The organism is Microbacterium aurugineum, from assembly GCF_023101205.1.
GTDB lineage: Bacteria > Actinomycetota > Actinomycetes > Actinomycetales > Microbacteriaceae > Microbacterium > Microbacterium aurugineum.
Map to the genome: position 1 here is coordinate 2,323,359 of NZ_CP078078.1, position 21,230 is coordinate 2,344,588.

Sequence of the window (21,230 nt, forward strand, 5' to 3'; positions counted from 1 at the left end):
CTATGCGAACTAGAACAACTGTCACAATCCTCCACACGTCTTTGTCGCTCTCGGAGCGGTACTCCACACTGACCTCATGCGCATCACTCCCCGCCGTCTCGCGATCGGTATGAGCCTGTGGATCCCCAATCTCTTCAGCGGAATCCGCATCCGCCGCTTCAGTGAGGACTGGACGCACGCCACCGTGGAACTGCACGTCAACGTCTTCACCCGCAACTACGTCAAGACCGCGTTCGGCGGCTCGATGTCGGCGATGACCGACCCGTACTTCTTCATGCTGGTGATGCACCAGCTCGGCCGCGACCATGTCGTGTGGGACACGCGCGGCGAGATCGAGTTCCTCAAGCCGGGACGAGGCGTGCTCACGGCCGAGTTCGAGGTGTCGAAGGAGAAGGCCGAGGAGATCCGCGAGCGTGCGCGAGGCGGAGCCAAGGTGCTCGAGTGGTTCGAGACGGTCATCACCGACCGCGAGGGCGACATCGTCGCGAAGGTGCGCCGCGAGGTCTACATCCGCGAGAAGAAGCGGGTCACCGCCGCACGGAGCTGACCGCCGTCACCCGCCGTTCACCGTCGCATGCCACGATGACGGGATGCCCCTCGCTCGTCGCCTGACGCTCACGGACGCCGTCGCCATCGGCCTGGGTTCCATGATCGGTGCCGGCGTGTTCGCGGTGTGGGCACCGGCGATCGGCGTCGCGGGAAGCGGAGTCTTCGTCGCACTCGCCATCGCCGCCGTCGTCGCGTACTGCAATGCCACATCATCGGCGCAGCTCGCCGCTGCCCATCCTGTCGCCGGCGGGACCTACGCCTATGCACGCGCGGAGATCGGCCCCTGGTGGGGCTTCGTCGCCGGCTGGAGCTTCGTGATCGGCAAGATCGCCAGCTGCGCCGCCATGGCGATGACGTTCGCCGCCTATGCCGCCCCCGAAGGATGGACCGTTCCGGTGGCGGTCACCGCGGTCGCCGCGCTCGCGATCGTGAACTGCCTCGGCGTCACGCGCACCGCGATGCTCACGCGCGTGCTGGTCGTCTGCTCGCTCCTCGGGATCGCGGTCGCGGTCGGGTTCGGGTTCGGCGCCGGCGCGATCACCAGCGCGGCTCCGCTGCCCGACGCCACGGCGTACGGCGTGTTGCAGGGGGCTGGCCTGCTGTTCTTCGCCTTCGCCGGTTACGCCCGCATCGCGACGATGGGTGAAGAGGTGGTCGACCCCGCGCGCACCATCCCCCGTGCCATCGTGGTCGCGCTGGGCGGTGCCGTCGTCGTCTACCTGCTCGTGGCAGTCGTGGTGGTCCTCGTGCTCGGCGCCGACGCGGCGGAGTCGACCGCTCCCCTCGTCGACGTGCTCGTGGCGACCGGATGGCCCGCGCTCACGCCGATCGTGCGCGTGGCCGCCGCGGCCGCCTCACTCGGAGCCCTCCTCGCGCTGCTGACCGGTATCGGACGCACCACGCTGGCCATGGCACGGGAGAGCGACGTGCCGAGGTTCCTGGCGAAGATCGATCAGCGCCATCAGGTGCCGCAGCGCGCAGAGATCGTGATCGCGATCGCCGTGATCGCGATCGTCCTCGTCGCTGATCTCCGCGACGCCATCGGGTTCTCGTCGTTCGGAGTGCTCCTGTACTACCTCATCGCGAATGCGGCCGCCTTCCGACAGGCCGGAAGCGCTCGCCGCTACCCCCGCGCGCTGCAGGTGCTCGGGGCACTCGGCTGCCTCCTGCTGGTGAACACGCTTCCCGTGCTCGCCTCGCTCATCGGAGCAGCAGTGGTCCTCCTCGGCGTCGCCTATCGGCTGGTGCGTCTGCGCGTCTCCTGATCCTGATCTCAGAGGCTCGACTCGGCGCGGTACACCCGCGGCGCAATGCCCAGAACCGACTGGAAGTCGCGGGTGAGATGGGCATGGTCGGAGTACCCGAGGTCGGCCGCGATCGAGGCGAGGTCGACGCCCGGCTGATCCCGGACGCGCTGCGCCGCCTCCTGCAGACGCCGTCGCCGGATCATCGCGGCCGGCGAGATGCCCACATGACGATGCGTCATCCGCTGCAGGGTCCGCACGGAGACCCCCAGGCGCGTCGCCGCCTCCTCCGGCGTGAGCACCGCCGCGTCGTCCATCAGCACGTCCGTCAACGCGTTCGCCTGCCGGTCGGGCTCGCTCACCGCCCCGACCCGATCCGCGAGCCACCGTGCGAAGACCTCCACCGCTCGTTCCCGGCGCCCGTCGCCCGAGTCCATCGCGGCCACCACGTCGTGGCGGAGCGCGGCCACCGCGCTCTCGGGTGCGGTCAGTGCGCGCTCGCCGTCGATCAACGCAGCCGGGTCGTCGATCAGCGCGGCCACCGCGGCGGGGCGCAGCAGGGCACCGACCGCCCAGCCTCGCCCTCGCAGGTCGCGGTGGGAGACGCGGGTCGTGACACCGGACAGCATCACGGCATCGGCATCCACGACGAGGTTGAGTGCGGGGTAGGCCACCATCTCTTGCCGCGATGAGCGCCCGGCGGCGATGTCCCACTCCGGGATCCAGAACCACACGACCAGCTCCGCGACCTCCGCCGGCGCGGGCAGCCGATGGAATTCCGGGAGCCGCGCCGGATAGAGCACGCCACGAGTCGGATTCACCATGGGGCCAGGGTAGGCGCTGCCACCGACGTGCGGAGGTTGTCGCGGATCTTCAAGCCATGGTCCGCCCGCGGGACGTACCGTGGCGACATGAGCGACGACACCTCCACGACAGCCACCCCGACCACCGGCGCCACCGGCACCCACACCACCGACGGCCGCCCGCACGGGGCCACCTCCCTCACCCCGTTCCTGGCGATCCGAGGCGCGAAGCAGGCGATCGACTTCTATCGCGACGTGTTCGGCGCGCGGGTCGTCGACGTCACCGAGTTCGGCGGCGTCGTCGTGCACGCCGACCTCGACTTCGGGCTGGGCCGTCTCCAGCTGGGCGAACCGAATCCGGAGTACCACCTCGTCCGCGCACCTGAGGGCGATGACGACTGCTACTCGATGGGTCTCTACGTCTCCGACGTCGACACCGTCGTCGAGAAGGCCGTGGTCGCCGGAGCCACCGTGCGCGAAGCACCGGCCCTCTTCGTCTCCGGCGATCGGTTCGCCAGCATCCGCGATCCGTTCGGCGTGCGCTGGTCCGTCATGACGCGCGTAGAGGACATCTCCGAGGAAGAGAGCAGCCGACGGGTCGCGGAATGGGCGGCATCGTTCAGCGAGGCTCCCGCCGACGCGAGCTGAGCGACCGCTCCGCCGCCCGGCACACGGCGGGTGTCAGGGCCTCGGCCGTACGTCGGTAACCCAGGGCACTCGGGTGGAACCGGTCCAGGCTGAACATCGTCTCCGGCTCGTCGAAGAACATCGGCCCCACCGCGCGACGCAGATCGACCGCCTCCGCGCCTGCCTGTCGCGCCGTCTCGTCCTGGATCTCGGCGAGGCGGCGCGACAGGCTCGACGCGATCCGACGGAGGGGCTGCGGCACCGGGCGCAACGCCCCGAGGTCGGGGCACGTGCCCACGACGACCTCGACCCCGAGCGCGCTCAGCCTGCGGATCGTCTCCTGCAGGTGCTGCGCCGACAGCGCCACGGGCAGCCGGTGCGTCACATCGTTGCCGCCCACCACGATCACCGCGACATGCGGACGGTACCCGGTGGGGAGGGCATCGAGCTGAGCAGTCAGGTCGGGTGACTCCGAGCCGACGACCGCCGCCGTACGCAGCCGCACCGGACGGTGCATCCGGCGTCCGATCGCCTTCGCCAGACGCCCGCCGAGCGTCTCCTTGCGATGCTCGGCCCCGAGACCGGCGGCGATGGAGTCGCCGAGCATCAGCAGATCGAGCGGTTCCCCGTCGAGCGCGCCACGCCAGACGCGATCCGCATCGAGCGACTCCTCCCCCAGCGGCTTGCCGATGCGCTTCCGTGCGAGCGCAGCCTGCTGCACGAGCACCAGACGGACGGATGCCGCCACCGTCACGGCGATCAGCGCCGCGAGCATCACGAGACGGAACCGGCTCATGACCCGATTCGACCCGATCACCGTGAACACGGCGTGAACGGCCCGACGCCGCTCTCGTGCCCCGGGCAGGCATCAGGAGAGCGGCTTGACCTCCAGGTCGCCCGCGCCTGCCGTGACCATCGCGAAAGCCGTGTAGCCGTCGGCCGCCGACCGCTCGAGCAGCGCCTTCACGTTCTTCGTCCGTCGCTCCAGCCGCACGCGGGTGCCCTCGGCGATCAGCGCGGCCTTCTGCCGGACCAGCTCCTGCACCGGGACGTCCGCATCGTGGATCAGGACCACGGCCTGCGCCACGGTGCCCTTCTCCTCGGCGATCAGGTCGACGAGACGCTCGAACCCGAGCGAGAACCCGACCGCCGGAACCTGCTGGCCGAGGAACCGCCCGATCATGCCGTCGTAGCGCCCGCCGCCGCCGAGCGAGTATCCGACGGAGGGGTGCGCGAGCTCGAAGATCGTGCCCGTGTAGTAGCCCATGCCACGCACGAGGAACGGGTCGAACACGAGCGGGATGTCGGACTGCCCCCGCCCCGCTGCGACCGCCTCGCCGATGCCGACCAGGTGCTCGACGAGCTCGACGGGTGCGCCCTCGGGCAGCGCCTTGCGGATCTGCCGCTCCCCGAACGGGTGGTACTCCATCGTCTGCGGGCGCTGCAGGAAAGCTTCGAAGGCGTCGGCGGCGGCCGCGGAAGCGCTGCGCTCGCGCAGCTCCGCGGCGACCCCCTCCGGGCCGATCTTGTCGAGCTTGTCGATCGTGATGAGCACCCCGGGGCGCTCCTCGGCCGTGAAGCCGAAGCTGTCCAGGATCCAGTCCAGCACCCGGCGGTCGTTGATCCGCACGGTCGCGCCGTCCAGTCCGAGCGCGTCCACGGCGTCGAGGGAGGCGACCATCAGCTCCGCCTCGGCCCGCGAGGAGTCGTCACCCATGATGTCGATGTCGCACTGGACGAACTGCCGATAGCGCCCCTTCTGCGGCCGCTCCGCGCGCCACACCGGGCCGATCTGGATCGACCGGAAGACGGTGGGGAGCTGGCCGCGGTTGCTCGCGTAGAAGCGTGCGAGCGGCACGGTCAGGTCGTAGCGGAGACCGAGGTCCGAGAGCGCGGCGGGGTCGTCTGCAGCGGCCCGGATCGCGTCGGCATCGAGGCCGCGGCGGAGGATGTTGTACGAGAGCTTCTCGTTGTCGCCGCCGATCCCGGCATGGAGGCGATCGTAGTCCTCGACGACGGGCGTCTCGATCTCGTCGAAGCCGTGCGCGAGGTAGCGCTCGCGGATGACGGAGAGGACCCGCTCACGGCGGGCCTTGTCGGCGGGGAGGATGTCGCGCATACCGCGCGGCGGGTTCACAGTAGCCACGGGTCCATCTTCCCAGGTCGGCCCGAGGGTCCGTGCGCCCGGACGATCAGGAGGCCGCTTCGGCCGCTCTCACGTCGTCCTCGAGCACGCGCAGGCGCTCGCGGAGTGCGCGCTCCGCATCCCACCCTGCGACGCGGGCCGTAGCCACCAGCGCGAGCAGTGCGTCACCGAGTTCGGCTTCCGATGCCGGAACGTCAGCCTTGTCGCCGGGTTCGACCGCCACCTCCACCTGAGCGGCGCGGCCGACCAGTTTCTGGGCGAGGGCGAGTGCCGGCATCCCCCGCGGCACGCCGTCGAGCACGCTGCGGCGGGTGCGCTTCTCCGCGGCCTTCGCCGCGTTCCAGTGCACGAGCACCTGCTCCGGGGTCTCGGCGACCTCACCGGCGAAGACATGCGGATGCCGGCGCACCATCTTCTCGGTGAGCGTCCGTGCCACGTCGTCGATGTCGAACGGATCCTCGGGGTCCTGCGCGGCTATCGCCGCGTGGAACAGCACCTGCCAGAGCAGATCGCCCAGCTCCTCGCGCAGATCGTCCCGGGTGCCAGTCTCGACCGCGTCGATCACCTCGTGCGATTCCTCGATCAGATACGGCACCAGGTCCTGGTGCGTGATGCGCTGCGACCAGACGCAACGCGCGCGCACCTCCCGCATGGTCTCGGCAGCGGCGCGGAGCGGATCGTCCACCCCGGCACCGGGCTCAGGATGAGAGCTCATGCGTCCTCCTTCGAACAGAGCGGAACCGGCTCCGCGCTCAGGACGAGGCGGATGCGGTGCGACGGTACCAGCGCGCACGCAACGACACGATGAGCGCAGAAAGCAGAAGGGCGATCAACGACCCGACGAGCACGCCGAGGATCGCCTGGTCCCGGATACCGCGATCGTCGGCGAACGCGAGATTCGCCAACAGCAGCGACACGGTGAACCCGATCCCGCCGAGCGCCCCGGCCGCGAGGATGTCGGCGAACGGCAGCGCCGGATCCGAGCCCTTCGGACGGATGTGCATCGCAAGCCAGCCGAACAGCGAGATCCCGATGATCTTGCCGACCGGCAACGCGACCACGATCCCCCAGAAGGCCGGAGAGAGCTGCGTGGGCGAGAGGGCGGGGATCACCACGAACGCCGCGACGAAGGCGAAGATCGGAAGGATCACCCCGTTCACGGACGGCTCGAGCGCGTGACGCGTGCGGGCGGCCGGAACCGGAGCCATGACGAGCCCCAGCAGCACACCGGCGATCGTGGCGTGGATGCCCGACGAAGCCACGAGGCCCCACGTCACGACACCGACCACGACCATCGCGACGGCGATCAGCGGGTGCCCCTTCGCATGCAGGAAGCGGCTGAGGGCCCAGAACACGGCGACCCCCACGACCGCGAGGCCGAGCAGCAGCCACTGCACGTCGCCGGCGAAGAGGACCGCGATGAAGATGATGCCGATGATGTCATCGAGGATCGCGAGGGCGAGCAGGAAGACGCGCACACGAGACGGCAGACCCTTCCCGAACATCGCCAGCACACCGAGGGCGAAAGCGATGTCGGTCGCGGTCGGAATGGGCCACCCCGAAGACGTCGAGCTGTCTCCCCCGGCGATCAGCAGGTACACCGCGATCGGGACCAGGACACCGCCGGTCGCCGCGATCGCGGGCTGCACGGCCTTGCGCAGGGAATCGAGCTCGCCGTGGGTGAGTTCGTGGCGCAGCTCGATGGCGACCACGAGGAAGAAGACCGCGAGGAGTCCGTCCGACACCCAGTGCTCGATCGACAGGTCGAGGTCGGTCCCCGGCACCGCGATGTGGAAGTCGAGGAATGTGGCCAACGGATCGTGCGTGGGCAGGTTCGCGAGCAACAAGCCGAGACCGGCCGCGAGGAGGAGGAGGACGGCGGGGAACTGCTGCCCGCGGAGGGGGTTCGCTGAGATGCGCATCCGTCCCATCGTATGGTCCCGGATCACCCCGCGGTCCCCGTGCCTTCCGCGATCCGCGCTCCGCGGTCAGGCGTCCGTCCGGCGCCCGTCATGCGTGCAGAACACCCTCGGCGTGCGGGATACTCTCGAAGTGTGACCCCCGCACACTCCTTCTCCGAACCCACGAACACCGAGGCGATCCGCGTGATCGGCCGTTTCGAAGCCGGCCGCGGCATCCCCGATGCCATGCGCACCGACGTCAGGATGCTCGGGCAGCTGCTCGGGCAGGTACTGCGCGAAGCCGGCGGCGACGGACTCTTCGAAGACGTCGAACGCCTCCGGCTCGCCACGATCCAGGCCTACGACCAGGAGACCCCCGACGCATTCGAACGCGCCGCGGCGATCGCCGAGTCGTTCACGGTCGCCCGCGCCGACGAGGTCGCGCGCGCGTTCACCTGCTACTTCCACCTGGTGAACCTCGCCGAGGAGCACCAACGCGTGCGCGTGCTGCGCGAGCGCGCAGGGCAGCCAGGACGCGAGGATGCCGCCGACACCGTCGCGACCGCATACGCGCGACTGCGGACCGAGGTCGGCGACGACGAGGCGCGCCGCCGCCTCGAAGGCCTCCGCTTCCACCCGGTCTTCACCGCGCATCCGACCGAGGCCCGCCGCCGCGCGGTCTCGTCGAGCATCCGTCGCCTGTCCGAACTCCTCACGCAGCACGACGCAGCGAGCGAGGGCGGCTCGGAGGAGCACCGTGCTCGCCGACGTATGCTGGAGGAGATCGACACGCTCTGGCGCACGGCTCCCCTGCGGTCGCAGAAGCCGTCCCCGACCGACGAGGTCCGCACCGTGATGGGCGTGTTCGACGAGACGCTGTTCACGACCGTGCCGCACGTCTATCGCCGCATCGATGACGCCCTGCGCGGCGAGGAATCCGGCGCCAGCGCCCCGGTCGTGCCCGCGTTCGTGCGGATCGGCTCGTGGGTGGGCGGCGATCGGGACGGCAACCCGTTCGTCACCGCCTCCGTGACCCGCGAAGCCTCGCAGATCGCCGCCGACCATGTGCTGCGCGGCCTCGAGCGCGCGCTCGAGCGGATCGGTCGTGCACTCACGCTCTCGGCGGACGACACCCCGCCGAGCGCCGACGTCACGGCACTGTGGGACCGCTTCGCGGCCGGAGACCCCGAGCTGGCCGCGGAACTCGCGACCCGCTCGCCGGACGAGCCCCACCGTCGCGTGCTGCTGGTGATGGCGCGCCGCATCGCCGCCACCCGTCAGGGCGATGGTGCACGGGCCTACGCCCGCCCCGAAGAGCTTCTCGCCGATCTGCGGGCCGTGCAGTCGTCGCTCGCGGATGCCGGCGCGAAGCGTCACGCATTCGGCGGCGTGCAGCACCTGATCTGGCAGGTGGAGACCTACGGTTTCCACCTGACCGAGCTCGAGGTGCGTCAGCACTCGCAGGTGCACGCCAAGGCGCTGGCCGAGCTGGACGCCGGCGAGGCTCTCAGCGCCCAGACCGAGGAGGTGCTGGAGGTCTTCCGCGCGATCGCGGACATCCAGCGCGATCGCGGTGTGCGGGCCGCGGGGCGCTACGTCGTCTCGTTCACCCAGGCCGCCTCTGATCTCGCCAACGTGCATCGCCTCGCGCGGTACGCCCTGGGCGACGACGCCCCGGTGCTCGACGTGGTCCCGCTGTTCGAGACGTTCGCCGATCTGCAGGCCGCGCCGGGCATCCTCGCCGAAGCCGTGACGTTCCCGGAGTTCCGCGAACGCATGGCCGCCACGGGCAACCGCCTCGAAGTCATGCTCGGCTACTCGGACTCGTCCAAGGACGTCGGTCCGGTCGCCGCGAACCTGGCCCTGTACGAGGCGCAGGAGAAGATCGCCCGCTGGGCGCAGGAGTCCGGCATCGTCCTGACGCTCTTCCACGGTCGCGGCGGCGCCCTCGGCCGCGGTGGAGGGCCTGCGAACTCCGCCATCCTCGCGCAGCCGCCGCACTCGGTGGACGGTCGGTTCAAGCTCACCGAGCAGGGCGAGGTCATCTTCGCGCGCTACGGCGAGCCCGCCATCGCGATGCGGCACATCGACCAGGTCGCCGCCGCGACGTTGCTGGCGTCCTCCCCCACGGAGGAAGCGCGCACCAGCCGCGCCGCCGAGCGCTACGCCGAGATCGCCGCGATCATGGACGCCGCCTCGCGGGAGCGCTTCTTCTCACTCGTGAAGGCGGACGGCTTCGCCCCGTGGTTCGCCACCGTGACGCCGCTCGAGGAGATCGGCCTGCTCGCACTCGGGTCCCGCCCCGCACGCCGAGGACTCTCGGTCGAGTCGCTGGAAGATCTGCGGGCGATCCCGTGGGTGTTCGCGTGGACGCAGGCGCGCATCAACCTCGCGGGCTGGTTCGGGCTCGGCACCGCACTGGACGCCGTCGGCGATGAGGAGCTCCTTGCCGAGGCGTACCGCGAGTGGCCGCTGCTGCACACGATGATCGACAACGTGGCGATGAGCCTGGCCAAGACGGATGAGCGCATCGCCCGGGAGTATCTCGCCCTCGGCGACCGGGACGACCTCGCTCAGCTCGTCCTCGATGAGCTGGCGACCACGCGGCGCTGGGTGATCCGGCTCACCGGCGGCGACAGCCTCCTGGAGAACAAGCCGGTCCTGCAACGCGCCGTGCAGCTGCGCAGCCCCTACGTGGATGCGCTCTCGCTCCTGCAGTTGCGTGCACTGCGCGCGCTGCGCTCCGCGGACGAGGAGCCGACGGGCTCGGGAGCCGACGCCGAACAGCAGCGGCTGCTCCTGCTCTCGGTGAGTGGAGTCGCCGCCGGCCTGCAGAACACCGGGTGACCGGCGCCCCGCCTGCCGCGTGCGTCGCCCACGATGGACCGCCGCTAGAGTGAAATCTCGCGCCGGATCCGGCGAAGCCTCACGCGACACGATCGCCTGCACCACCATCCCCCACCAGAAAGCCCCTTCCGCGTGACCGCTACGACTCCCGTCGACTTCCACCCGCTCGCCCCCGCCGTGCAGCCCGTCTTCGACACGGTGCTCGCCCGCAGCCCGCATGAGCCGGAGTTCCAGCAGGCCGTCCACGAAGTGCTGCACTCGATCGCGCCGGTCCTGGAGCAGCACCCGGAATACGTCGAGGGCGGCATCCTGGAACGGCTCGTCGAGCCCGAGCGTCAGATCCTGTTCCGCGTGCCGTGGGTCGACGACTCCGGAAAGCTGCAGGTCAACCGGGGCTACCGCGTGCAGTTCTCCTCGGTGCTCGGCCCGTACAAGGGTGGGCTGCGCTTCCACCCCTCGGTCGACCTGTCGATCATCAAGTTCCTCGGGTTCGAGCAGATCTTCAAGAACGCGCTCACCGGTCAGGGCATCGGCGGCGGCAAGGGCGGATCCGACTTCGACCCGCACGGCAAGTCCGACGCCGAGGTCATGCGCTTCTGTCAGTCGTTCATGAACGAGCTCTACCGTCACCTCGGAGAGCACACCGACGTCCCCGCCGGCGACATCGGGGTGGGCGGCCGCGAGATCGGCTACCTGTTCGGCCAGTACCGCAAGATCACCAACCGCCACGAGTCGGGCATGTTCACCGGCAAGGGCACCGGGTGGGGCGGCGCGGAGGTGCGCACAGAGGCGACCGGATACGGCGCGGTGTTCTTCGCCCAGGAGATGCTCGCTGTGCACGACGACTCCCTCGCCGGCAAGCGCGTGGGCATCTCGGGCTCCGGCAACGTCGCGATCTACGCGATCCAGAAGGCCACGCAGCTCGGCGCGACCCCGGTGACCGCCTCCGACTCCTCCGGCTACGTCGTCGACGACGCCGGCATCGACGTCGACCTGCTCCGTCAGCTCAAGGAGGTCGAGCGCGCCCGCATCGTCGAGTACGCCAACCGTCGCCCGAGCGCACGCTTCATCGAGGGCAGCAGCGTCTGGGAGGTCCCGGTCGACATCGCGGTGCCCTCGGCCACGCAGAACGAGGTCAGCCTGTCCGACGCCGAAGCGCTGATCGCCAACGGCGTGCGCGTGGTGTCGGAGGGCGCGAACATGCCGTGTGTGCCGGATGCCGTCGACGCGTTCCAGAAGGCGGGCGTGCTGTTCGCCCCCGGAAAGGCCGCCAACGCGGGCGGTGTCGCGACCTCGGCCCTCGAGATGAGCCAGAACGCGTCGCGCCAGCGCTGGAGCTTCGGGGACAGCGAGAACAAGCTGCGCGAGATCATGGCGGACATCCACGATGCCGCGTTCGACGCCGCGGAGCGTCACGGTGTCGCGGGTGACTACGTGGCCGGTGCCAACATCGCGGGATTCGAGCGCGTCGCCGCAGCGATGCTCGCCCAGGGCGTCATCTGATCCCTCGCACCCTCCGTTCCGGTCGCGATAAGTCACCGTTTCGGCTGATTTCGGCTGACATATCGCGACGGGAAGGGCTCGTGAGGGACCGCGCCGGCGGTCAGGAGCGGTGGGGGCGGCGGTGTGCGTCGTCGAGATGCACGTCCTGCGCATGCCGCGCGAGGGAGCTGCCGTAGCGCTCGGTGAGCTGCACCATCAGGTCGGGGGTGTCCCGGTCGACGCCGAAGACGTGCCCGGGGAAGTCGAGGTCGGGCTGGGCGGCCGCGATGTCGTCCTCACGGTCCGGCGAGAAGAGCTGCACCGGATCACCGACCGCCACCCAGCCGATCGGGACCACCGTGCCTTCGGGCAGGACGGCGCGACGGAGGACGATCGCGTTGACGCGTACCTCGCAGCGCGCCCCCACCAGGGAACCGTTGAACAGACGCGACCCCGAGGCGAGGAACGTCTCCTCACCCACGGTCGCGCCCGCGATGCTCGACAGTGTGCCGATCAGGGTGTGCGCGCCGATGTGCACCGCGTTCGCGGCGGTCGCCCGGATGAGCGCATTCTCCATCACGATCACGTGCTCGCCGAGAGTGATCGCTCCTCCTTCGGCCGTGATCACGGCGCCGTGCAGCACCTGGCAGCCCGGCCCGATCTCCACGTCGCCCGAGACGACGGCGGTGGGGGCGATGACGGCGGTGTCATGGATGCGGGGCCGAGCCCCGAGGTGCTCGTACAACATGCGGCCAGACTAGTACCGCCGCCGGTCGCCGCGCGCTACTCGGCCGCGACCGGCTCGGGGAAGATCGCGGTGAACAGCTGTCCGACCCACTCGAGCAGCTGTGCATCGGGCAGCGGCTCGAGACCGACGCCGACCGCTGCGGGAACCATGGGCATCGGCACGACCAGCGCCTCTCCCCCGGCCACGAGCTTCGCCTTCGGATACAGTCGCTGCAACCGCACCTTGATCGAGTCTTCGAGGCGTGCGGGCGCGATGCGCAGGTTCGACCCCATCACGACCACATCCGTGAGCCCGGCGCGGGCGGCACGGCGCCGCAGACGCGAGACCGCGACCAGGCCCTCCACCTCTTCCGGCGGTGTGCCGTAGCGGTCGACGAGCTCCTCGATCACGAGGTCGATGGCCTCGTCCTTCGCCGTCGCCGCCGAGGCCGCCGAGAGCTTCTGATAGGCCTCGAGTCGCAGACGCTCGCTGTCGATGTAGTACTCGGGGATGCGCGCATCGAGCGGCAACTCCAGTCGCAGCTCCTGTCCGGTCTCGACCTCGTCGCCGCGGAAGGTCGCCACGGCCTCGCCGATCATGCGCAGGTACAGGTCGAATCCGACGCCGGCGATGTGTCCGGCCTGCTCGGCACCGAGGAGGTTGCCCGCCCCACGCAGTTCGAGGTCTTTCAGCGCGACCTGCATGCCGGAGCCGAGGTCGTTGTTGACCGCGATCGTCTGCAGACGGTCTGCCGCGGTCTCGGAGAGCGGCTTGGTCTCGTCGTAGAGGAAGTACGCGTACGCGCGCTCGCGCCCTCGTCCGACACGACCTCGAAGCTGGTGCAGCTGGCTGAGCCCGTACTTGTCGGCGCGGTCGATGATGATCGTGTTCGCGTTGGCGATGTCGAGGCCGGTCTCGATGATGGTCGTCGAGACGAGGACGTCGAACTTGCGCTCCCAGAAGTCGTCGACGACCTGTTCGAGCTGGTGCTCGCCCATCTGTCCGTGGGCGACGGCGATGCGGGCCTCCGGCACGAGTTCGGCGAGCTCGCTCGCCACGCGCTGGATGGACTGCACGCGGTTGTGCACGAAGAAGATCTGCCCCTCGCGCAGGATCTCACGTCGGATCGCGGCGGCCATCTGCTTGTCGCTGCGGGGACCGACGAACGAGAGGATCGGATGACGGTCCTCGGGCGGAGTCGCCAGCGTCGACATCTCCCGGATGCCCGTGACCGCCATCTCGAGCGTGCGCGGGATGGGAGTGGCACTCATGGCGAGGATGTCGACGTTGGTCTTCATCTTCTTGAGCGCGTCCTTGTGCTCGACCCCGAACCGCTGCTCCTCGTCGATGATCATGAGGCCGAGATCCTTGAACATCACCTGATCGGTGAGGATGCGGTGGGTGCCGATCACCATGTCGACCGAGCCCTCCAACAGCCCCTGGAGGGTGAGCCGGGCTTCCTTGTCGGTCTGGAAGCGCGACAACGGCCGCACCTTGACCGGGAATCCGGCGAAGCGCTCGGTGAAGGTCTCGAGGTGCTGCTTCACGAGAAGGGTGGTGGGCACGAGCATCGCGACCTGCTTGCCGTCCTGGATCGCCTTGAAGGCGGCACGGACGGCGACCTCGGTCTTGCCGAATCCGACGTCCCCCGAGAGCAGCCGGTCCATCGGGATCGGCCGCTCCATGTCGGCCTTGATCTCGTCGATGGTCTGCAGCTGGTCCTGGGTCTCGGCGAACGGGAACGCCTCCTCCAGCTCGCGCTGCCACGGCGTGTCCGGACCGAAGGCGTGTCCCTTGGCGCTCATGCGCGCGGAGTAGAGCTTCACGAGCTCGACGGCGATGTCGCGGACCGCCTTGCGCGCCTTGCCCTTGGCCTGCGACCAGTCGCTTCCGCCCATCTTCGAGAGCGTGGGCGCTTCGCCGCCGACGTACTTCGAGAGCAGGTCGAGCTGGTCGGTCGGCACGAAGAGCTTGTCGCCCGGGTAGCCGCGTTTGGACGGTGCGTACTCGAGCACGAGGTAGTCGCGGACCGACTTGGCGGCATTGCGTCCCCCGGTCGACACCTCCCGCTGCGTCATCTCGACGAACCGGCCGATGCCGTGCGTGGCGTGCACGACGAAGTCGCCCTGCTTGAGCTGGAGCGGATCGACGACGTTCTTGCGGCGGGAGGCGAGCTTCTTGACGACGCGCTGGTCGCCGCCGATCGTGCGGCCGTAGAACTCGTTGTCGGTGAGGACCGCGAGCTTCGCCTCCTCGATCTGGAAGCCCGCTTCGACCGAACCTGTGACGAGTGTCGCGACACCGGGCTCCGGCGCCTCGTCGAGCGTCTCGAGCACGCGGGCGGCCAGGCCCCGGTCTGCGAGGACGTCGCGTGCACGATCGACCAGTCCGTGACCGGCGGCGATCACGACCACGCGCCATCCGTCGGTCACCTTCGCCTCGACGAAGGAGATGGCCCCGTCGACGTTGCCGTGGAAGGAGGGGATGACGGCGGCGCCGAGGTTGGTCGCCTCCACCTCGCCCTCGCCGAGGCCGGCGCCGAACGGGCTGAGCCGCCACCACACGCCGCCGCGGTCGCGCACGACCTCCCGGAGCTCGGCGATCGTCAGGAAATCCCCGGCCCCCAGATCGATGGGCGCGGAAGCGCCGGAGGTGGCCGCGCTCCAGGCGGCGTCGAGGAACTCGCGGTTCGTGTCGCCCAGGGTGATGGCACGTGCGCTCGCGCGCTCGGGATCGATGACCGCCGTCGCGCTCCCGGCCGGCAGGTACTCGGCCAACGACTTCAAGGGTCCGGCGACGGCGGGGAGCAGCGACTCCATCCCCTCGACCGGGATCCCCTCGGCCATCTTCTCGAGCATGCCGGAGATCGCGGGGAAACCGCCGATCAGCGCGCGGGCGCGTTCGCGGACGTCGGCTGTGAGCAGCAGTTCACGGGTCGGAGGAAGGTCGACGCTCGGGACATCGCCCGGAAGCGAACGCTGGTCGGCCACCGAGAAGGCCCGGATCTGATCGATCTCGTCGCCGAAGAACTCCACGCGGTAGGGATGCTCGGACGTGGGCGGGAACACGTCGAGGATGCCCCCGCGCACCGCGAACTCTCCGCGCCGCGACACCATGTCGACGCGCGAGTACGCCCGCTCGACGAGCTGCTCCACCACGCGGTCGAGTTCGTGGCCCCGACTGCCGACCAGGAGCTCGAGCGGCGCGATCTCGCCGAGGTTCCCTGCGATCGGCTGCAGCGCGGCGCGGACGGACGCGACCACGATCAACGGGTGGTCGCCCGACCACTCCGCGATCCGACGCAGCGTCTGCAGCCGCTGACCGACGGTGTCGGGGCTCGGGCTGAGGCGCTCGTGCGGCAGCGTCTCCCACGCGGGGAAGGTGAGGATGTCGGCATCGGGCATGTAGGCGTGCATCGCCAGCGCCAGACTCTCCGCCCGGCGACCGGTGGGCACGACCGCGAGAAGAGCGGCCGGATGTCCCGCCGCGGTCCGTCGAGCCAGCAAACCGGCCAGAGTCGGCGCGTCGAGCCCGTCGACCAGGCCGAGGTCGGCGTCGGTGCGCGCCCAGCTGAGGGCGTCACGGTACAGAGACGCCTCTTCCAAGGCGCGCAGAATCCCCGGAACAGTCACCGGACAAGACTAGTCGCGCCCACGGACACTCCCGCCGCCGTCCGACGACGAGCGCTCACCTGCGTAGGCTGTCGGGATGGAATCCGTCGTGCTGACCACCGAACGTCTCGTCCTTCATGCTCCGACGGATGCCGACGTCGATGCCATCACCGACGCGTGCCAGGACCCCGAACTCCCCCGCTGGACCACGGTGCCGAGCCCGTACTCGCGCGAGGATGCGGAGGGCTTCGTGCGCCTGGTGACCGAGCACTGGAACGCGGGAACAGAGGCCGTGTGGGGCGTCTACGCGGACGGCGGGCTCGTGGGCATGATCGGTCTCCACAACAGGACCGACCACTTCACGGGCGCGACGGCCGAACTCGGCTACTGGGTCGAGGCCTCCGCGCGCGGCAAGGGCTACCTCGTCGAAGCGGCCCATGCCGTGATCGACTGGGGGTTCACCGATCTCGGCCTCGCCCGCATCCGGTGGCAGGCCGTGGTGGGGAACGTCCCTTCCGCACGGGCCGCGCGCGCTCTCGGCTTCCGCTACGAAGGTCTGCAGCGCCAGGCGCTGACCAGCCAGCGCGGCCGTGACGACGGGTGGATCGCGGGGCTGCTGCCCGACGACGACCGCACCCCGGTGGACTGGCCGGTGCTCTGAGGGCCGCCCGCCGGGTGACAGTGTCGGCGGCCGGTGACAGGATGAACGCATGCCGGAGATGCCGGAAGTCCAGGGCCTGACCACCTTCCTCGACGAGCGCGCCGTGGGGCGGACGATCACGCGGGCGACCGTCGCCGCCATCGCCGCGCTCAAGACCTACGACCCACCGATCACTGCGCTGCAGGGACGCACGATCACGGCCTGCGCTCGGCTCGGCAAATTCGTGGTGCTCTCGTGCGGCGACGACCTGCACCTCGTGTTCCACCTCGCGAAGGCGGGGTGGCTCCGGTGGTACGACGCGCTGCCGACCACGCTCCTCAAGCCGGGCAAGTCCCCCATCGCGCTGCGCATCGCACTCGACGACGGCAGCGGCTTCGATCTCACGGAGGCCGGGACGAAGAAGTCGCTCGCCGTCTCCGTGGTCCGCGACCCGCAGGAGGTCCCCGGCATCGCGCGGCTCGGGCCCGACCCTCTCGACCCCGCGTTCACCAGAGAGGCGTTCGCGGCGTTGCTGGATGAGCGTCGGATGCAGATCAAGGGGCTGCTGCGCGACCAAGCGGTGATCGCGGGCATCGGCAACGCGTACTCCGACGAGATCCTGCACGCCGCGCGCATGTCGCCGTATGCGATCGCCGGAAAGCTGGACGATGCCGAGATCGACCGCTTGTTCGCCGCCCTGCGCGAGACGCTGACGGAAGCGATCGCCGAAGCCTCCGGCAAGCCGCCGGCCGATCTGAAAGACGCCAAGCGCCGCGGGATGCAGGTGCACGCCCGCCGCGGAGAGGCCTGCCCGGTATGCGGCGACACGGTGCGCAGCGTCTTCTTCGCCGACCGTTCGCTCGAGTACTGCCCCACCTGCCAGACCGGCGGCAAAGTGCTCGCCGACCGGCGGCTCTCGCGGCTGCTCAAGTGACGGCGGTGGCGAGCGGCGGGCGCAAGGTCCCTGTCGTGGAATGACAAGGTCCCTGTCGTGGAATGAAATGCGTGCAGGCGCGTTGAGTACACTCAGAGCAACAACGTGCTCCGGGGTCGGTGAGAATCCGAACCGGCGGTGACAGTCCGCGAGCGTCTCGAGAGATCGGGATGCCGATCCGGTGGAACTCCGGGACCGACGGTGATGCGAGGGAGACTTCGCTAGTCCGGAAGGGAGGCAGCACGAGACGCATCCGTGCGTCCGTTCCGCCATCCCTCCGACCCCCGGAGCCTCAGAGGAGGACGACGGATGGCAGTGAACGCGGCAGAGCGCGACGCGATGGTTCGCGCGCTCCACCTCGCCGCCCGCGGACCACGAGGGGCGAACCCGCAGGTGGGCGCGGTCATCCTCTCCCCCGAAGGCAGGGTGCTCGCCGAGGGGTGGCACCAGGGCGCCGGCACCCCGCACGCCGAGGTCGACGCGCTCTCGAAGCTCGACCCGCTCGAGGCCCGCGGCGCCACGGCCGTCGTCACCCTGGAACCCTGCAACCACACCGGCCGCACGGGTCCGTGCGCCGTCGCGCTGATCGAGGCCGGCATCGCCCGCGTCGTCTACGCACTCGACGACCCGGGCGCCGTCTCCGGTGGCGGGGCCGATCGGCTGCGTGCGTCCGGGGTCGACGTCGAGTCGGGAGAACAGGCCGAGGCCGCGCACGCCGTGATCGACGGGTGGCTCACCGCGCAGCGGCTCGGACGCCCGCACGTCACGGTCAAGTGGGCGCAGAGTCTGGACGGGCGCGCCGCTGCGGACGACGGTTCGAGCATGTGGATCACGGGCCCGGAGGCGCGCGCCGACGTGCACCGACGCCGTGCAGAGGCCGACGCCATCGCGGTCGGCACCGGCACCGTGCTCGCCGACGACCCCTCCCTCACCGCCCGCGACGGCGACGCCCTGCTGCCCCACCAGCCGATCCCGGTGGTCATCGGCGCGCGGGTCACTCCGGACGATGCCGCAGTGCGTCGGCATCCCCACACGCCGCTGTTCTTCGACACCCATGATCTGCACGCGATCCTGGCCGATCTGCATTCCCGTGGTGTGCAGAGCCTGTTCGTCGAAGGGGGCCCGACCCTCGCCAGCGCTTTCCTCGCGGCCGGGTTCGCCGACCGCATCCTCGCGTACGTCGCGCCCGTGCTGCTCGGCGGCCGGCGACTCGCGCTGACCGACATCGGGGTCGGTTCCCTCACCGAGGCCCGGCGCCTCACCATCGACGAGTGGGTGCCCCTCGGGGGCGACCTCCTCGCGATCGCACACCCCGTGGAAGAGACCGACCCGCAGCACGAAGGAGCCGCCTGATGTTCACCGGAATCATCGAGGAGATGGGCGAGATCACCGCGATCGCCCCGTCCGGAGACGGCTGGCGCCTGACCGTGCGCGCGCCCCGAGCCGCCGCGGATGCCGTGCACGGCGAGTCGATCGCCGTCTCGGGAGTCTGCCTGACCGTGGTCGGCTCGACAGCGGACACCTTCGACGCCGACGTGATGAAGCAGACGCTCGACGTCTCGGCCATCGGGTCGGCGACGGTCGGCACCCGGGTGAACATCGAGAAGGCCATGCCCGTCGGCGCCCGGCTCGGCGGTCACATCGTCCAGGGCCATGTCGACGGCACCGGCGACGTGCTCGAGGTGCGCCCGGGGGTCGAGTGGAGCGTGCTGCGCATCAGCCTCCCCGCCGACCTCGCGCCGCTGGTCGTCGACAAGGGGTCGATCTCGGTCGACGGCACCTCGTTGACCGTGAGCGCCGTCAGCGCCCCTGCCGCCCCCTCCCCGTGGTTCGAGATCTCGCTGATCCCGGAGACCCTGGCCGCGACGACCCTCGGCGTCCGCGCCGTCGGGGACCGCGTGAACCTGGAGACCGACATCCTCGCCCGGCACGTCGAGCGCTTGCTCGCGTTCCGCGCCGCACCGGAAGGAGGCTCACGATGAGCCTTTCCACGATCGCCGAGGCCCTGGCCGCACTGCGCGCCGGGCGACCCGTCCTCGTCGCCGACGACGAGAACCGTGAGAACGAAGGCGATGTCATCCTCTCGGCAGAGCTCGCGACCCCCGAGTGGGTGGCGTGGACCGTGCGCTGGTCGTCCGGATTCATCTGCGCCCCGATGCCCGCCGACCTCGCCGATCACCTGAACCTGCCGCCGATGGTCGCCGCCAGCGAAGACGCCCGCTCCACCGCATACACCGTGAGCGTCGACGCCGCCCAGGGCGTCACGACCGGCATCAGCGCGCATGATCGCGCACACACCCTGAACGTGCTGTCGGATCCGGAGTCGACGTCGACCAGCATCATCCGCCCCGGACACGTCCTGCCGCTCCGCGCCGTGGACGGCGGCGTGCGCGAGCGCAGCGGGCACACCGAGGCCGCTGTCGAGCTGATGAAGCTGGCCGGTCTCCGCCCCGTCGGAGCGATCGCTGAGGTCGTCGCGGAGGACGGCAGCATGATGCGCCTTCCGGGCCTGATCGAACTCGGCGCCCGCGACGGGGTGCCGGTCATCACGATCGAACAGCTCATCGACCACCTCAACGAGATCGACCCCGACGGCGCGACGCCGAGCGCGCACCGCGGTCGTCGCGTGAGCCTGCGCGCCGACGCCACGGTGCCGACGACCCACGGCAGCTTCCGATTCCTGGCGTACAAGGACCGCATCACCGGCACCGATCACATCGCCGTCGTCTCCGGTGAGCCCGGCGAGACGGCGCTCGTGCGGGTGCACTCCGAATGCCTGACGGGTGAAGCGTTCGGGTCGCTGAAGTGCGAGTGCGGTCCGCAGCTCGACTCCGCCCTGGACGCGATCGAGAAGGAGAGCGGCGTCGTCATCTACATGCGCGGGCACGAGGGGCGCGGGATCGGGCTCATCAACAAGCTGCGCGCGTACAGCCTGCAGGAAGAGGGGCTCGACACGGTCGACGCCAACCTCGCGCTGGGTCTGCCCGCCGACGCCCGTGACTACGCGGCAGCGGCCGGGATCCTCGCCGACCTGGGTGTCTCGAAGGTGCGCCTCCTGACGAACAACACCGACAAGGTCGCACAGCTGCGCGAACTCGGCCTCGACGTCGTCGAGCAGGTACCGCTGATCGTCGGCGTCGGACCCAACAACCACCAGTACCTGGAGACCAAGCGTGACCGGATGGGTCACATCATCGGCGAAGCAGAGCTCGCAGAAGCTCTCGCCAAGGGAGAGGACGAGAAATGAGCGGCGCAGGAGCACCCGAGACCGGCAACATCGACGGGCGGGGACTGAATGTCGTGATCGTGGCCGGCACCTGGCACGAGACGATCTCGAACGGCCTGATCGCCGGAGCCGAGCGTGTGCTGTCGGCAGCGCAGGCCACGCACCGACTGGTACGCGTGCCCGGATCCTTCGAGCTCGCGATCGCTGCGCAGGCGGCCTTCGCCGGTGGTGCGGATGCGGTCGTCGCGCTGGGCGTCATCATCCGCGGCGGGACCCCTCACTTCGAGTACGTGTCGGCGGCGACCACCGACGGCCTCACCCGGGTCGCGCTCGATGCCGGCAAGCCGGTCGGGTTCGGTGTGCTGACCCTCGACGACGAGCAGCAGGGACTCGACCGCGCGGGCCTCGAAGGCTCGAAGGAGGACAAGGGCGCCGAAGCTGCGGACGCTGCCCTGCGCACCGCCCTCGTGACCCGGGAGCTGCGCGGCTGAGG

18 protein-coding genes and 1 riboswitch are annotated in these 21,230 nt (G+C 70.1%); of the genes, 11 read left to right on the forward strand and 7 right to left on the reverse strand.

Going from position 1 to position 21,230, the window contains the following annotated elements; all coding sequences use genetic code 11:
- Positions 1-76: 76 nt before the first annotated feature.
- Together KV397_RS11270 and KV397_RS11275 are read left to right on the forward strand one after the other, a co-directional pair.
- Entirely contained in the window at positions 77-547 is a 471-nt protein-coding gene (locus KV397_RS11270) for a PaaI family thioesterase (RefSeq protein WP_261811290.1), read from the forward strand.
- Positions 548-590: 43 nt separating this feature from the next.
- Entirely contained in the window at positions 591-1,814 is a 1,224-nt protein-coding gene (locus tag KV397_RS11275) for an APC family permease (RefSeq protein ID WP_261811291.1), read from the forward strand.
- Between the two features lie 8 nt (positions 1,815-1,822).
- Here the strand turns inward: KV397_RS11275 and KV397_RS11280 are convergent, their stop codons facing one another.
- A complete protein-coding gene (locus KV397_RS11280) occupies positions 1,823-2,617 on the reverse strand; it encodes an AraC family transcriptional regulator (RefSeq protein ID WP_261811292.1) in 795 nt (264 codons plus the stop codon).
- Between the two features lie 87 nt (positions 2,618-2,704).
- Between KV397_RS11280 and KV397_RS11285 the strand changes: the two genes are divergently transcribed.
- Positions 2,705-3,244 (forward strand): VOC family protein, encoded by a 540-nt coding sequence (locus KV397_RS11285; RefSeq protein WP_131493468.1) that lies wholly within the window; start codon positions 2,705-2,707, stop codon positions 3,242-3,244.
- Here KV397_RS11285 and KV397_RS11290 read toward each other — a convergent pair.
- The 4 genes from KV397_RS11290 to nhaA form a co-directional block, all read right to left on the reverse strand.
- Positions 3,216-4,019: an SGNH/GDSL hydrolase family protein gene (locus tag KV397_RS11290; protein ID WP_261811293.1), complete on the reverse strand. Its 804-nt coding sequence runs from the start codon at positions 4,017-4,019 to the stop codon at positions 3,216-3,218. The genes KV397_RS11285 and KV397_RS11290 overlap by 29 nt on opposite strands.
- Positions 4,020-4,091: 72 nt before the next feature.
- The gene (gene hisS / locus KV397_RS11295; protein ID WP_261812671.1) at positions 4,092-5,342 is read right to left on the reverse strand and encodes a histidine--tRNA ligase; all 1,251 of its coding nucleotides are present in this window, start codon (positions 5,340-5,342) and stop codon (positions 4,092-4,094) included.
- Positions 5,343-5,415: 73 nt separating this feature from the next.
- The gene (locus tag KV397_RS11300) at positions 5,416-6,084 is read right to left on the reverse strand and encodes a MazG family protein (protein ID WP_261811294.1); all 669 of its coding nucleotides are present in this window, start codon (positions 6,082-6,084) and stop codon (positions 5,416-5,418) included.
- A gap of 37 nt (positions 6,085-6,121) precedes the next feature.
- Positions 6,122-7,291, reverse strand: a complete 1,170-nt coding sequence (nhaA, locus tag KV397_RS11305) for a Na+/H+ antiporter NhaA (RefSeq protein WP_261811295.1) — start codon at positions 7,289-7,291, stop codon at positions 6,122-6,124.
- A 132-nt stretch (positions 7,292-7,423) separates the two neighbouring features.
- Between nhaA and KV397_RS11310 the strand changes: the two genes are divergently transcribed.
- Complete coding sequence (locus KV397_RS11310; RefSeq protein ID WP_261811296.1) at positions 7,424-10,117, forward strand: phosphoenolpyruvate carboxylase; 2,694 nt, start codon at positions 7,424-7,426, stop codon at positions 10,115-10,117.
- A 132-nt stretch (positions 10,118-10,249) separates the two neighbouring features.
- A complete protein-coding gene (gene gdhA, locus KV397_RS11315; RefSeq protein ID WP_261811297.1) occupies positions 10,250-11,620 on the forward strand; it encodes an NADP-specific glutamate dehydrogenase in 1,371 nt (456 codons plus the stop codon).
- Positions 11,621-11,720: 100 nt separating this feature from the next.
- Here the strand turns inward: gdhA and KV397_RS11320 are convergent, their stop codons facing one another.
- Positions 11,721-12,347: a gamma carbonic anhydrase family protein gene (locus KV397_RS11320; RefSeq protein ID WP_047523184.1), complete on the reverse strand. Its 627-nt coding sequence runs from the start codon at positions 12,345-12,347 to the stop codon at positions 11,721-11,723.
- 35 nt (positions 12,348-12,382) lie between these two features.
- Entirely contained in the window at positions 12,383-15,958 is a 3,576-nt protein-coding gene (gene mfd / locus KV397_RS11325) for a transcription-repair coupling factor (protein ID WP_261811298.1), read from the reverse strand.
- A gap of 76 nt (positions 15,959-16,034) precedes the next feature.
- Between mfd and KV397_RS11330 the strand changes: the two genes are divergently transcribed.
- From KV397_RS11330 to ribH, 6 genes are all read left to right on the forward strand, one after another.
- On the forward strand, positions 16,035-16,598 hold the full coding sequence (locus KV397_RS11330) for a GNAT family N-acetyltransferase (protein ID WP_131493457.1): 564 nt from the start codon (positions 16,035-16,037) through the stop codon (positions 16,596-16,598).
- A 49-nt stretch (positions 16,599-16,647) separates the two neighbouring features.
- On the forward strand, positions 16,648-17,511 hold the full coding sequence (locus KV397_RS11335) for an Fpg/Nei family DNA glycosylase (RefSeq protein ID WP_261811299.1): 864 nt from the start codon (positions 16,648-16,650) through the stop codon (positions 17,509-17,511).
- Positions 17,512-17,613: 102 nt separating this feature from the next.
- A riboswitch (FMN riboswitch) is annotated at positions 17,614-17,758 on the forward strand.
- 62 nt (positions 17,759-17,820) lie between these two features.
- Positions 17,821-18,864 carry a bifunctional diaminohydroxyphosphoribosylaminopyrimidine deaminase/5-amino-6-(5-phosphoribosylamino)uracil reductase RibD gene (gene ribD, locus KV397_RS11340; RefSeq protein ID WP_261811300.1) on the forward strand — a complete coding sequence of 348 codons (1,044 nt, stop codon included), beginning with the start codon at positions 17,821-17,823 and terminating at the stop codon, positions 18,862-18,864.
- Entirely contained in the window at positions 18,864-19,493 is a 630-nt protein-coding gene (locus tag KV397_RS11345) for a riboflavin synthase (RefSeq protein WP_131493452.1), read from the forward strand. The genes ribD and KV397_RS11345 overlap by 1 nt, the downstream gene beginning before the upstream one ends.
- The gene (gene ribA / locus KV397_RS11350) at positions 19,490-20,758 is read left to right on the forward strand and encodes a GTP cyclohydrolase II (RefSeq protein WP_153243784.1); all 1,269 of its coding nucleotides are present in this window, start codon (positions 19,490-19,492) and stop codon (positions 20,756-20,758) included. Before KV397_RS11345 ends, ribA begins: the two co-directional genes overlap by 4 nt.
- Positions 20,755-21,228 (forward strand): 6,7-dimethyl-8-ribityllumazine synthase, encoded by a 474-nt coding sequence (ribH, locus tag KV397_RS11355; protein ID WP_134353270.1) that lies wholly within the window; start codon positions 20,755-20,757, stop codon positions 21,226-21,228. The genes ribA and ribH overlap by 4 nt, the downstream gene beginning before the upstream one ends.
- Positions 21,229-21,230: the final 2 nt, after the last annotated feature.